The sequence below is a fragment of the Streptomyces sp. NPDC037421 genome, from assembly GCF_055602105.1.
This window is the reverse complement of sequence record NZ_JBVJWV010000006.1, coordinates 174,684-186,568: the sequence shown is the minus strand read 5'-3', so window position 1 is coordinate 186,568 and position 11,885 is coordinate 174,684. Positions and strand designations below refer to the sequence as shown.

The following is an 11,885-nucleotide window of genomic DNA, read 5'->3' as shown; positions in this document are numbered from 1 at the left end:
GTTGGTGTGCCGGGTGTTACTTCTTCACCACGAGGGTGCCCGCGGCGCGGTCGTGCCAGCCCTGGAGCTTGCCCGAGTTGTCGAAGAACGGGGACAGGTAGACCAGGATGGTGCCGATGTAGCAGAGGACGGCGCCGACGATCGGGATGATCCAGCGGATGAAGCCGCCGCCCAGACCCGGGTTCTGGCCCGTGTTCTCCTTGACGACCTTCAGGCCCAGGGCCATCTTGCCCAGGGTGGCGCCGACGAAGGCGATCATCAGCCACTCGTAGAGGGCCGTGGCGAGGCCGACGAGGGCCAGCGTGCCGAACAGGCCGGCGATGATGCCGCCGGCGGCCTCGGCCTGGTCGTTGACGCACTCCTGGTACGCGGGCGACGTGTAGTCGAGGCCCGTGCAGTCCTGGACCGAGTCGGCGAGGCCGAACAGAGCGGCGGCACCGACGGCGAAGAGGATCCACACGATGATGGTGACGATGATGCCGTCGATCACGCGGGCGCCGAAGCGGCGGCCCATCGTGGCGACCTGGACGGTGCCGAGGCCCGCGACGTTGATGTAGCCGTTGTTGGCCTGGAGGGTCCCCGGCGCCTGGGGCGGGACGCCGTAGGGCTGCTGGCCCTGCTGCGGGTAGCCGTAACCGGGCTGGCCCTGCGGCGGGACGCCCTGCGGGGCCTGCTGCGGGTAGCCGTAGCCGGGCTGGCCCTGCGGCGGCTGCTGCTGCCCGTAGGGGTTGTTCGGGTCGCCGAAGCTCATCTGGGTCTTTCCTCCGTGAAGTGCGGGGACGCACGGCACGCTGGAGGACACTTGCTTCTGCGGTACGCCCCCCGGCACTGCCCGCGGCACTCTTTCCGATCGTCTTGCTGCCCGTCATCGTGGTGGGCCCGCACCTGGCTTGTCCAGTTGGTTGCCGAGGCGGGCCAGACTTGTTGTGCAAGTGCAATCAAGAGCGCGATCCGGCCGACGCCCGAGTGGAAGCCGGACCGCCCCATCCGGGAGGATGCCCCCATGACCGCCCAGATTCTCGATGGCAAGGCCACCGCGGCCGCGATCAAATCCGAACTGAAGGCCCGCGTGGAGCAGCTGAAGGCCCGGGGCGTCACCCCCGGGCTCGGCACCCTGCTGGTCGGCGACGACCCGGGCAGCCGCTGGTACGTCAACGGCAAGCACAAGGACTGCGCCGAGGTCGGCATCGCCTCCATCCAGCGCGAACTGCCCGCGACGGCCTCCCAGGAGGACATCGAGGCGGTCGTGCGCGAGCTGAACGAAAATCCGGACTGCACGGGCTACATCGTCCAACTCCCGCTCCCCAAGGGAATCGACACCAACCGCGTCCTGGAGCTGATGGATCCGGCCAAGGACGCCGACGGCCTGCACCCGATGTCGCTGGGCCGGCTGGTCCTGAACGAGCAGGGCCCGCTGCCCTGTACCCCGTACGGGATCGTCGAGCTGCTGCGCCACCACGGGGTCGAGATCAACGGCGCGCACGTCGTCGTCCTCGGACGGGGCATCACCGTCGGCCGCTCCATCGGGCTGCTGCTCACCCGCAAGTCCGAGAACGCCACCGTGACGCTGTGCCACACCGGTACGCGCGACCTCGCCGGGCTGCTGCGCCAGGCGGACGTCATCGTCGCGGCGGCGGGCGTCCCGCACTTGGTGAAGCCGGAGGACGTGAAGCCGGGCGCGGCGGTGCTCGACGTCGGCGTCAGCCGCGACGAGAACGGGAAGATCGTCGGGGACGTCCACCCGGGCGTCGCCGAGGTGGCGGGCTGGCTCTCCCCGAACCCGGGCGGTGTCGGCCCGATGACGCGGGCGCAGCTGCTGGTGAACGTCGTCGAGGCGGCGGAGCGGACCACCAGTGCGGGCTGAGCACGACGTGAGCGGTACGGACGGGGCGCCGGGCGAGGCGTCCCGCCCGCAGGACGGCACGCGGCCGGCCGCCGGCCCGGGGCCCGGCCCCGGAAAGGAGCCCGGAAAGGAGCCCGGAAAGGAGCCCCGAAAGGAGCCCGAGCAGGCGTCCGGGCCCGAGCAGGCGGCGGAGAGGCCCGCGCCGCCGGCCGCGCGGTCCCGGCGCTTCCCCACCGTCACCCAGGACACGGCCCGCCCCGAGGGCGGCGGCCGCGCCATCCCCGGGGCGGTGTCCACGCCGGCCCGTCAGTGGCCGATGCTCAGCGTCCTCGCCGCCACCGCGGTGGGGCTGCTGACCACGGCGGTGGGGCACCCGCGGGTCGGCTGCCTGGTGATCGGCGTCGCGCTGATCACGGCGGCGGTGATGCGGCGCGTCCTGCCCTCGGTGGGCATGCTCGCGGTGCGCTCCCGCTTCACGGACATGATCACGTACGGGGTGCTGGGCGTGGCCATCACGCTGCTCGCGCTGGTCATGGAACCCGGGCCGTGGCTGCACATCCCCTTCCTGGAGAGCGCGGTCCGCTTCACGGTCCGCTAGCCCGGCCCCCGGCCCCCGGTCACCTCCACCAGGGCGTCCAGGGCAGCGGCGACCGCCGGGCGGGTCTCCGTACCTGCCCGGACCAGCGCCTGGAGGGTCCGCCCCCGGCCCGGCAGCTCCACCACCGCCGTGCCGGGCGGCGGCGCGTCGCACAGCAGCTTCGGCAGGACCGACGCGGCCCGCCCGGCGGCGACCAGCCACAGCCCGGCCCGCAGGTCGGCGCACTCGTGCGCGATGCGCGGGGTGAACCCGGCGTTGCGGCAGGTGTGCACGAGCATCTCCCGGCAGCTGCTCGGGGCGGGCGCCGAGACCCAGTCGGCCCGGCGCAGCGCCGCCGGCCCCTCCCGCTCGTAGGCCGGCAGCAGTGCCTCGGGCAGCGCCAGGCACAGCGGGTCGTCGAACAGCGGGACGGCGGTGGTCCCGCTCGCGGGCGCGGCGCCGAGCAGCGGGTACGCGTACGTCACCGCGAGGTCCAGGCGCCGCCGGCGCAGCTGCGGCACGGCCTCCTCGGGGTCGGCCTGGACCACGCGCGGCCGCAGCCCCGGGTGGCGCCGCGCCAGCAGGGCCACGAGCGGCGCGGCCACCGTCGCCAGCGCACTCGGGGCGCAGCCGACGTACAGCTCGCCGGCCGGCCCGGTGTCGAGGGCCCGCACCGCCCCCTCGGCCCGTTCCAGCGCGGCCAGCACCGGTTCGCAGGCGGCCGCCAGGGCGGCGCCGGCCTGGGTGAGCCGCAGCCCGCGCCCCTCCCGCTCGACGAGGACGGCCCCGGCCTCGGCCTCCAGGGCGCGCAGCTGCTGGGAGACCGCGGAGGGGGTCACGCGGTGCAGCTCGGCGACCACCGTCACCTTCCCGTGCTCGGCAAGGTCCCGGAGGATGACGAGCCGCTTCACATCAAGCATGAGTCCAGCTTAACGATGGGTGTAGTTGAAGTAGCTGGACTTCACGATGGGCCGGGCGGATCCTCGTCGTATGAACGCTCCCCTGAAGGTGCTCCTGGTCGGAGCCAACGGAACCCTCGGCAGCGCGGTCCGCACGGCCCTGCGCGAGCGCGGCCACGAGGTGGTCACCGCGTCCCGCAAGGACGCGGACGTGTACGTCGACATCACCGACCCCGAGTCCATCCGGGCGATGTACGACGCGGTCGGCCCCGTCGACGCGGTGGCGAGCGCCGCCGGCAGCGTCCCGTGGCGGCCGCTGTCGGAGCTGAGCACCGCCGACGTCCGCGAGGGCCTGGAGGGCAAGGCCGTCAGCCAGATCGAGCTGGTCCGCCAGGGCACCGCCCGGCTCCCCGCGCACGCCTCCTTCACCCTGGTCACCGGCATCCTCGCGCGCGAGCCGCTGCTCACCGGCTCGGTCGCCTCCCTCGTCAACGGCGCCGTCGAGGCCTTCGTGCGGGCCGCCGCCATCGAGCTCCCGGGCCGCCAGCGGGTCAACGCCGTCAGCCCGACCGTCTTCACCGAGTCCCTCGACGCGTACGGGGACGCCTTCGCCGGATTCGACCCGGTACCGGTCGCCCGCGCGGCGAACGCCTACGTCAAGTCCGTCGAGGGGCACCGGACGGGGGAGGTCTTCCGGGTGGAGTAACGGCCGCACACCCGTCCGGACCTTCGAAACCTCCGACCCCGGGCGCCCGTGTGCCGTGGACCACAGGGTCCGGGGGATTGGGGGCCCCGCGGGTCGGATAGCCTGACCGCGGATGTCTCTTCACGTCAAGATTCACAGGACAGGGAAGCGGCGTCCTCCCCAGCAATTGGGGTCCAGCACATGGGGCGGGGACGCCCCACCGCCAGCTGTCTAACGGAGAAGGCCATGACCCGCACTCCCGTGAATGTCACTGTCACCGGCGCCGCCGGCCAGATCGGCTACGCGCTGCTCTTCCGCATCGCGTCCGGCCACCTGCTCGGCGCGGACGTGCCGGTCAAGCTCCGCCTCCTGGAGATCCCCCAGGGCATGAAGGCCGCCGAGGGCACCGCCATGGAGCTCGACGACTGCGCCTTCCCGCTGCTCAAGGGCATCGACATCTTCGACGACCCGAACAAGGGCTTCGAGGGCGCCAACGTCGCGCTGCTCGTGGGCGCCCGCCCGCGCACCGCCGGCATGGAGCGCGGTGACCTGCTCGCCGCCAACGGCGGCATCTTCAAGCCGCAGGGCGCCGCGATCAACGCGCACGCCGCGGACGACATCAAGGTCCTGGTCGTGGGCAACCCGGCCAACACCAACGCGCTCATCGCGCAGGCCGCCGCCCCGGACGTACCGGCCGAGCGCTTCACCGCGATGACCCGCCTGGACCACAACCGCGCGATCACGCAGCTGGCCCAGAAGACCGGCTCGGACGTCACCGACATCAAGCGCCTCACCATCTGGGGCAACCACTCGGCGACCCAGTACCCGGACATCTTCCACGCGGAGATCGCCGGCAAGAACGCCGCCGAGGTCGTGGGCGACGAGGTGTGGCTCGCCGAGAAGTTCATCCCGACCGTGGCCAAGCGCGGTGCCGCGATCATCGACGCCCGTGGCGCCTCCTCGGCCGCCTCGGCCGCCAACGCCGCCATCGACCACGTGCACACCTGGGTCAACGGCACCGCCGCGGGCGACTGGACCTCGATGGGCATCCCGTCGGACGGCTCCTACGGCGTTCCCGAGGGCATCATCTCCTCCTTCCCCGTCACCTGCGCCGACGGCAAGTACGAGATCGTCCAGGGCCTGGACATCAACGAGTTCTCCCGCAAGCGCATCGACGCGTCCGTGGCGGAGCTCGTCGAGGAGCGCGACGCGGTGCGCGGCCTCGGCCTGATCTGATCCACCCGTCCCCACCAGGCGGTTCACCCGAACGCCTGAGGGGTACGAACACCGAAGCGCCCCGTCCAAACCCGGCCGGGGCGCTTTGGCGTGAAAGCACCTGTCTTACCGTGTAGGCGGAAAATAAGGTCGCCCGGTGACCGACCATCTGATTCCCCCTCAGCCCGGCGGCGACCACACGGCGGACCCGCGCGACGGCCGTCCCCCGGTCCACCCCTCCATAAGCGAGGCCGGCCGCCTCCTGTGCGCGGGAACCTACCTCGACGGCACCTACCGCGACCGGGTGATCGACGAGCTGTACGTCCACGAGGAGCGGATCGTCGCCCCCTCGTACGGCTTCGACGCCACCCGCGTCCTGGCCCACGCGCTCCGCGCCCGGCGCGTCGAGCTGGCGTGGGCCGGCGGGATCGTCGGTGCCTGGTTCGTGGGTTCCCTGCTGACCAGCGGGATGCTCAGCTCGCTGCTCTTCCCCTTCCTGCTGCTGAGCTTCGCCAACTGGCTCCGGCGCAAACGGAGCCTGCTCATGCGGTTCCTGTCCGTCGCGGTCAGGACGTGCGCGTGGCTGATGCTCGCCTTCACCCTCTTCTTCTTCTGGTCGTCCCTGACGGAAGGCGGGTCCGGACTCTTCGGACCGCTGTTCTCCGACTCCTCCAGCGGCTACACGGGCTACGACGGCTACGACGACTCCGGTGACTCCGACGACTCGCTGCCCCTGGCCATGTGGCTGACCCCGCCGGTATTCGCGGCCATCGTCGCCCTGGTGGCGCTCCAGCGCGGCCACGGTGCCCGGATCGTCGCCCGGGACCTCAGCCCGAACCGGTACGCCGACCAGTCCGCGGACCCCGTCACGGAGAGCCCCCGCTTCGCCCGCGTCCTCGACCGGATCCGGGGAGAGCAGCACTCGGCGCTGATCATGTACGACATCAACGGCCCGTTCACCGGGGCGGGGAACGCCTACCGCCCCTGGCAGCTGTCCGTCGAACTCCGCCCCCGCGAGGACCTCGGCGCCGACCGCAAGCCGCAGCCCGTCGCCAACGCCGACATCGTCAAGCGCATCGTGCCGCTGCTCCAGGCCCTGCGCGTGCCGTCCCCGCACGGTTCGGCACAGGCGCAGGCCGACGTACTGGACCGGCTGCGCGAGCTGGTCGTGGACGAATGCGTGTTCATTCCGGCCGTGGGGCTCCCGCACCGGGACAAGGCCCGGCTGGTGCGGGACGGGTTCCCCGCGCACCGCCTCGGCGCCATAGAGGAGGGCGGGGAGCGGCGCAGGCACTTCCTGCGCATCCGGGTCGGCGGCTGGGACGAGAACCTCGTGGTCACCGTGTTCGTACGGGTCCACACCCAGGGCGGCATGCTGATGCTGGAAGTGGCCCCGCACGTGCTGCTCCCCGTACGCACCGTCTTCCAGAACGCCGACGCGGACGCCCAGCGCTTCCTGAACAACACCTGGCTCGGCAAGGCGGTCGCGGCGCTCGCCGCCACCCCCGGATCGTTCTGGGGATCCGTCGCGAGCCTGTTCCGGGGACTCGCCACCTGGTGGCGGATCGTCACGGGCGGCCACGGCGGCGCCCGGCCCGAGGGGCCCCAGCTGTCGGCCCGGGAGATCGCCGCCATGGACGACGGCTCGCTCTTCCACCTCATGGACCTCGACCGGTATCTGAAAACCGTTCAGGACCGGGTGGTCGGCGGGGTTACCGTCGCCCTGCACGAAGCGGGCTGGCACACCGAGGAATTCGCGCAGCGCGCGATCCACGTGGCCGAGGGGGCCACCTTCATCCAGTCGGTGAGCAACAGCGCGTTCAGCGTCGGCGGCACCGGACACCACAACACCGCCGGGGGCGGTACGAGCGGCAAGGGGAGCAGCGGTGGCAAGTAACGGCGAGGACCGCCCGGTCCGGATCGGCGAAGTCAACAACAGCGCCTTCAGCATCGGCGGCAGCAACAACACCAACACCGTCCACGACAACAGGGGTGCGGAGGACCGCGCGCCCAGCGCCGCGGAGCTGCTGGAGGCCGTACGCGGGCTCCGCACGGAGCTCGTGCGGATGCCCCGCAGCAGCGGGCGAGGGGAGCTCGACGCGGAACTGGAGGACGCGGCCGCGGAGCTGGAGGAGGCCGGGGAGATCCGGCCGGGGCTGCCCGCACGGCTGCGCGCGGCGCTGGAGCGGTGGGCTCCGCTGGTCGAGACGGTGAGCGCGGCCACCGCGCTGGGCGGGCTGCTCGCCTCGCTGGGAGGCTGACCGGTGTCCTCGTCCGACGACACCTGGTGGAACCCGCGCACACAACGCTGGGAGCCGGGCCCGGAACCGGCCCGCCCGGGGCAACCGGAACACCCGCCCCGGCCGGACTCCGCGCGGCCGGGGCAGTCGGGGCCGCCGTCTGACCGGCCCGTACAGCCGGACCCGCCCGTCGGGCCGGCGGGTTCCGACGCGCCCGCGCGGGCCCAGCCGTCCGGGCAGCCGGCGCAGCCCGCGTGGTACGAGCAGTCGGCCGGGCAGTCGGTCGGGCAGGGGTGGGCTTCGCCGCCCACCGCACCGGAGCCGGGACTTCCGCCGATGCCGCCCCAGCCGCCCGGTCCCGGCGGCTGGGTCCCGCCCCCGCCCCCGCCTCCCCCGCACCAGCCCGGCGGGGGGATGCGGCAGTGGCGGACCCCGCTGCTGGTCGGGCTGGCCGCGGCGGTCGTCGGCGGAGCCTCCGTCGCTGCCTGGATGCTGCTCGGCGACAAGGAGGGGCCCGCCGCGGACGCCCGTCCGCCGACCCTGTCGGCCTCGCCGCCGCCGCAGTCCTCCGGGCCCTCCGGGAGCGCCCCGGAGAGCCCCTCCCCGAGCGGTTCACCGAGTCCCTCGGCGAGCCCCGGTCACACGGTGGTGCGCAACGAGGCGGGCTTCTCGGTGGCCGTGCCCTCCGGGTGGGTGACCAGTCGCGACGAACAGGGCAACGGAGCCTTCTACCGTCCGCCCGGCGGGGACCGCAGTGCGCTGCTCCAGATCTTCCGGATCACGGAACCGGCCTCCACCGGCTCCTGCGAGCTGCTGCGCATGTCCTCCGAGCGGCTGGACGCCGGCACCCCCGCCTACCGGCAGGTCTCCGTCGAACCGACGGCCGGGACCGGCTGCGAGCTGGTCTACGAGTACGACAGCGCGGAGTCGAACGGCCGCCGCCGGGGCATCGAGCGGATCGTCACCGTCCCGGGTGGCGGGCGGTGGGCGCTGCTCGCGGCCGGCCCGGCCGCCGACGCCGGGACGACCCGCGCGAACCTGACGGCGGCCCTGGACTCGTTCCGGCCGGACTGACCGGGGGAGCGGCCGGGACCGGCCAGGGACGGGGCCTGACCGGCCAGGGACCGGCCGGTCAGGCCCGGTCAGGCCTTCTTCACCGCCGGGGTGTAGTGCCCCGGGGTCATGCGGGTGGTGACGCCGATCCGGTTCCAGACGTTGATCGTCGCGATGACGGCGATCAGCTGGGCCAGCTCGGCCTCCTCGAAGTGCTTCGCGGCCCGCGCGTACACCTCGTCGGGCACGAAGCCGTCCGTCAGGACGGTGACGGCCTCGGTCAGTTCGATCGCGGCCAGCTCCCTCTCGGTGTAGAAGTGCCGCGACTCCTCCCAGGCGCCGAGCAGCAGCAGGCGCTCGACGCTCTCGCCGGCGGCGAGCGCGTCCTTGCTGTGCATGTCCATGCAGAAGGCGCAGTGGTTGACCTGCGAGGCGCGGAGCTTGACGAGTTCGACGAGGCTCGGGTCCAGGCCCTTCTTCGCCGCGATCTCCAGGCCGATGACGGCCTTGTAGACCTCGGGGGCGACCTTGGCGAACTGCATCCGGGGGGCGTGCTCGGCCGCCAGTTCGGCGGTGGGGGCGTGATTTCCGTTCTGGTTGCTCATGTCTCCACCGTAGGGGCGAGGCGGCCCGCCTATATGGTCCATGTTCATGACGGAATCGTGGGCCACTTTCGGAGCCGACCTGCACGTGGACCTCGCCGCGGCGGCGGGCGGCCGAGGGCTGCGGGCCGCGCTGACGGAGGCGCTGCGGGAGGCCGCCCGCAGCGGACGGCTCGCGCCCGGGACCCGGCTGCCGTCCTCGCGCTCCTTCGCCGCCGACCTGGGGATCGCCCGCAACACCGTCGCCGAGGCGTACGCGGAACTCGTCGCCGAGGGCTGGCTGACGGCCCGCCAGGGCTCCGGCACCCGCGTCGCGGAGCGGGCCAGGGTCCGCCGGGCCGCCGGCGCCCCGCAGGTACGCCGCCCCGCGCGGCGGGGACCCGCGTACAGCCTGGTCCCCGGCTCCCCGGACCTGGGCGGCTTCCCGCGCGGGGCATGGCTGGCGGCGGCCCGGCGGGCCCTGACCGACGCACCGAACGAGGCCTTCGGGTACGCGGTCGACGTGCGCGGCCGGGCCGAACTGCGGGAGGCGCTCGCCGGGTACCTGGCGCGGGCCCGCGGGGTGTACGCGGACCCGGACCGGATCGTGCTGTGCGCCGGCTTCGCGCACGCGCTCCAGCTCCTCGGGCGGGTGCTGCGCGGGCGCCGGGTGCGGGAGGTGGCGGTGGAGGGGTACAGCCTCGACGTGCACCGGGACCTGCTGACCGGCGCCGGGCTGGCGACCCGCCCGCTGTGGGTGGACGAGGCCGGGGCCCGGACCCCGGACCTGGCCGGGCTCGGCCCCCGGACGGGCGCGGTGCTGCTGACCCCGGCACACCAGTTCCCGACGGGCGCCGCCCTCACCCCCGCGCGGCGGGCGGCCGCCGTGGACTGGGCGCGGAGCACGGGCGGGGTGATCCTGGAGGACGACTACGACGGGGAGTTCCGCTACGACCGCCAGCCCGTCGGCGCGCTCCAGGGGCTGGACCCGGACCGGGTGGTGTACCTGGGCACCGCCAGCAAGTCCCTGGCCCCGGCGCTGCGGATGGGCTGGATGGTGGTCCCGCCGGACCTGCTGGAGGAGGTGCTGGCGGCGAAGGGCGTGGTCGACTGGACGTCCAGCGCGCTGGACCAGCTGACCCTGGCGGAGTTCATCACCTCCGGGGCGTACGACCGCCACGTGCGCGGCATGCGCCTGCGGTACCGGCGCCGCCGGGACGAGCTGGTGGCCGCGGTGGCGGGGCGGGTCCCGGTGTCCGGCATCGCGGCCGGGCTGCACGCGGTGCTCGACCTCCCGCCGGGCACGGAACGGTCCATCGTCCAGGCCGCCGCCTGGCAGGACCTCGCGCTGGAGGGCCTCGCGCGGTTCCGCCACCCGGACTCGCGGATGCCGGCGCGCGAGGCCCTGATCGTCGGCTACGGCACCCCGCCGACCAGCGCCTGGACCCCGGCCCTGACGGCCCTGACGGCCGCCTTGCCTTCGCCTTCTTGACGCGCCGCTCACGCCGCTCGCGCCCCCCGTGCCCCCCGTGCCCCTCGCGCCGCCCGGCCCCGGACGGGGAACGGTCCGGCCGGGGCCTACGGTTCGCCGAAGCGGGACAGGGCCAGGGAGCCGGCCACCGCCACCGCGAAGCCCGCCACCGCCAGCCACGTCAGGCCCTCGCGGGTGCGGTCGCCGAGCCAGGCCACGCCCACCACCGCCGGGCCGATCGTCTCGCCCAGCACCAGGCCCGCCGTCGCCGCCGTCACCGAGCCGCGCTGCAGGGCGGAGGTGAGCAGCAGGAACGCCGCCGCCCCGCCCAGCAGCAGCGCGTACAGCGCCGGGTTGCGCAGCTCCCGCGGGGAGAGGGAGTCGATGAGCCGGACGGCCACCTCCACCACCCCGAAGCCCGTCCCCGCCGCCAGCCCGAGCACCAGCGCGCGCGAGCCGTCCGGCAGCCGCCCCGCCACCGCGCCGACCACCAGCACCAGCGCCGCCACGCCCAGCAGGCCCAGCTCCAGCGCGAGCGTCCCGGTCCCGGAGCCCTCCTCGCCGGAGGCCAGCCCGAGCATCAGCAGCCCCGCGCACACCACGCCCACCGCACCCCATTCCAGCCGCGACAGCCGCACCCGCAGCAGCCGGGCCGCGACCACCGCCGTCACCGCCAGGCTCGCGGCCAGCGCGGCCCCCACCGCGTAGATCGGGACGTGCCGCAGGGCGATGATCTGGAGCACGAATCCGACCGCGTCCAGCCCGAGCCCCGCCAGGTACCGCCACTGCCGCACCGCCCGCAGGAACAGCGCCGCGTCCACCCCCGAGCCGGCTCCCGGCCTCGCCGCCGCCCGGGCCGCCACCGCCTGGAGCACGGACGCCGTACCGAAACAGACCGCCGCACCCAGCGCGCAAACCATCCCAATCAGCACGAACCGACTCTAGGTCACCATCGTGACAAGGGTGTGACGGCGGCCGGATTCCATACCCCCGCGCCCCCGCTCTAGGGTGCAGGCCATGGATACCGGCAACACGACCAGACGACGCATGCGCTCCGGCGCGGTCGCCCTCGGCGGCATGGGCCTGCTCGCCGCCACCCTCGTGGCCTGCGGGAGCAGCGACGAACCCGACAAGCGCTGCGCCTCCCGCTCGACGCTGGACCACCTGAACGCCAAGGAGTGCAAGAGCGGCGGCACCGGCTCGTACTACTACGGCGGGTCCGTCCGCAACGGCAAGGTGACCGGCGGCAGCTTCGACAAGTCCGCCGTCACCCGCGGCGGCATCGGCGGCCACAGCAGCTCCGGCTCCTCCGGCGGCTGAG

General features: G+C 73.9%; 13 protein-coding genes. 9 read left to right on the top strand and 4 right to left on the bottom strand.

Annotated elements, in window-relative coordinates:
• Positions 1-16: 16 nt before the first annotated feature.
• Entirely contained in the window at positions 17-751 is a 735-nt protein-coding gene (locus tag ACZ7IF_RS11935; protein ID WP_470967603.1) for an RDD family protein, read from the bottom strand.
• A gap of 252 nt (positions 752-1,003) precedes the next feature.
• Between ACZ7IF_RS11935 and ACZ7IF_RS11930 the strand changes: the two genes are divergently transcribed.
• Together ACZ7IF_RS11930 and ACZ7IF_RS11925 are read left to right on the top strand one after the other, a co-directional pair.
• Complete coding sequence (locus tag ACZ7IF_RS11930; RefSeq protein WP_470967600.1) at positions 1,004-1,864, top strand: bifunctional methylenetetrahydrofolate dehydrogenase/methenyltetrahydrofolate cyclohydrolase; 861 nt, start codon at positions 1,004-1,006, stop codon at positions 1,862-1,864.
• Between the two features lie 7 nt (positions 1,865-1,871).
• Positions 1,872-2,441, top strand: a complete 570-nt coding sequence (locus ACZ7IF_RS11925; RefSeq protein ID WP_470967596.1) for a DUF3017 domain-containing protein — start codon at positions 1,872-1,874, stop codon at positions 2,439-2,441.
• On the opposite strand, the gene ACZ7IF_RS11920 is transcribed toward ACZ7IF_RS11925, so the two are convergent.
• Positions 2,438-3,340 carry a LysR family transcriptional regulator gene (locus ACZ7IF_RS11920; RefSeq protein WP_470967592.1) on the bottom strand — a complete coding sequence of 301 codons (903 nt, stop codon included), beginning with the start codon at positions 3,338-3,340 and terminating at the stop codon, positions 2,438-2,440. The genes ACZ7IF_RS11925 and ACZ7IF_RS11920 overlap by 4 nt on opposite strands.
• 70 nt (positions 3,341-3,410) lie before the next feature.
• Between ACZ7IF_RS11920 and ACZ7IF_RS11915 the strand changes: the two genes are divergently transcribed.
• From ACZ7IF_RS11915 to ACZ7IF_RS11895, 5 genes are all read left to right on the top strand, one after another.
• Positions 3,411-4,025 (top strand): short chain dehydrogenase, encoded by a 615-nt coding sequence (locus ACZ7IF_RS11915; protein ID WP_470967589.1) that lies wholly within the window; start codon positions 3,411-3,413, stop codon positions 4,023-4,025.
• A 225-nt stretch (positions 4,026-4,250) separates the two neighbouring features.
• Complete coding sequence (locus ACZ7IF_RS11910; RefSeq protein ID WP_470967586.1) at positions 4,251-5,240, top strand: malate dehydrogenase; 990 nt, start codon at positions 4,251-4,253, stop codon at positions 5,238-5,240.
• Between the two features lie 136 nt (positions 5,241-5,376).
• Positions 5,377-7,116: a hypothetical protein gene (locus ACZ7IF_RS11905; RefSeq protein ID WP_470967583.1), complete on the top strand. Its 1,740-nt coding sequence runs from the start codon at positions 5,377-5,379 to the stop codon at positions 7,114-7,116.
• On the top strand, positions 7,106-7,480 hold the full coding sequence (locus ACZ7IF_RS11900; RefSeq protein WP_470967579.1) for a hypothetical protein: 375 nt from the start codon (positions 7,106-7,108) through the stop codon (positions 7,478-7,480). Before ACZ7IF_RS11905 ends, ACZ7IF_RS11900 begins: the two co-directional genes overlap by 11 nt.
• Positions 7,481-7,873: 393 nt before the next feature.
• The gene (locus ACZ7IF_RS11895) at positions 7,874-8,533 is read left to right on the top strand and encodes a hypothetical protein (protein ID WP_470967576.1); all 660 of its coding nucleotides are present in this window, start codon (positions 7,874-7,876) and stop codon (positions 8,531-8,533) included.
• A gap of 68 nt (positions 8,534-8,601) precedes the next feature.
• Here ACZ7IF_RS11895 and ACZ7IF_RS11890 read toward each other — a convergent pair whose 3' ends face one another.
• On the bottom strand, positions 8,602-9,117 hold the full coding sequence (locus tag ACZ7IF_RS11890) for a carboxymuconolactone decarboxylase family protein (protein WP_470967572.1): 516 nt from the start codon (positions 9,115-9,117) through the stop codon (positions 8,602-8,604).
• A 46-nt stretch (positions 9,118-9,163) separates the two neighbouring features.
• Between ACZ7IF_RS11890 and pdxR the strand changes: the two genes are divergently transcribed.
• Positions 9,164-10,585: a MocR-like pyridoxine biosynthesis transcription factor PdxR gene (gene pdxR / locus ACZ7IF_RS11885; RefSeq protein WP_470967568.1), complete on the top strand. Its 1,422-nt coding sequence runs from the start codon at positions 9,164-9,166 to the stop codon at positions 10,583-10,585.
• An 86-nt stretch (positions 10,586-10,671) separates the two neighbouring features.
• Here pdxR and ACZ7IF_RS11880 read toward each other — a convergent pair whose 3' ends face one another.
• Positions 10,672-11,484 (bottom strand): DMT family protein, encoded by an 813-nt coding sequence (locus ACZ7IF_RS11880; RefSeq protein ID WP_470968202.1) that lies wholly within the window; start codon positions 11,482-11,484, stop codon positions 10,672-10,674.
• Between the two features lie 97 nt (positions 11,485-11,581).
• Between ACZ7IF_RS11880 and ACZ7IF_RS11875 the strand changes: the two genes are divergently transcribed.
• Positions 11,582-11,884, top strand: a complete 303-nt coding sequence (locus ACZ7IF_RS11875; protein ID WP_470967564.1) for a hypothetical protein — start codon at positions 11,582-11,584, stop codon at positions 11,882-11,884.
• The last annotated feature ends 1 nt before the right edge of the window (position 11,885 follow it).

Bases quoted from the DNA above. Each gene is read 5' to 3' on its own strand.
- ACZ7IF_RS11910 (WP_470967586.1), top strand. From the start codon at position 4,251: ATGACCCGCACTCCCGTGAATGTCACTGTCACCGGCGCCGCCGGCCAG.
- ACZ7IF_RS11935 (WP_470967603.1), bottom strand. From the start codon at position 751: ATGAGCTTCGGCGACCCGAACAACCCCTACGGGCAGCAGCAGCCGCCG.
- pdxR (WP_470967568.1), top strand. From the start codon at position 9,164: ATGACGGAATCGTGGGCCACTTTCGGAGCCGACCTGCACGTGGACCTC.
- ACZ7IF_RS11915 (WP_470967589.1), top strand. From the start codon at position 3,411: ATGAACGCTCCCCTGAAGGTGCTCCTGGTCGGAGCCAACGGAACCCTC.
- ACZ7IF_RS11875 (WP_470967564.1), top strand. From the start codon at position 11,582: ATGGATACCGGCAACACGACCAGACGACGCATGCGCTCCGGCGCGGTC.
- ACZ7IF_RS11890 (WP_470967572.1), bottom strand. From the start codon at position 9,117: ATGAGCAACCAGAACGGAAATCACGCCCCCACCGCCGAACTGGCGGCC.
- ACZ7IF_RS11920 (WP_470967592.1), bottom strand. From the start codon at position 3,340: ATGCTTGATGTGAAGCGGCTCGTCATCCTCCGGGACCTTGCCGAGCAC.
- ACZ7IF_RS11895 (WP_470967576.1), top strand. From the start codon at position 7,874: ATGCGGCAGTGGCGGACCCCGCTGCTGGTCGGGCTGGCCGCGGCGGTC.
- ACZ7IF_RS11930 (WP_470967600.1), top strand. From the start codon at position 1,004: ATGACCGCCCAGATTCTCGATGGCAAGGCCACCGCGGCCGCGATCAAA.
- ACZ7IF_RS11880 (WP_470968202.1), bottom strand. From the start codon at position 11,484: ATGGTTTGCGCGCTGGGTGCGGCGGTCTGTTTCGGTACGGCGTCCGTG.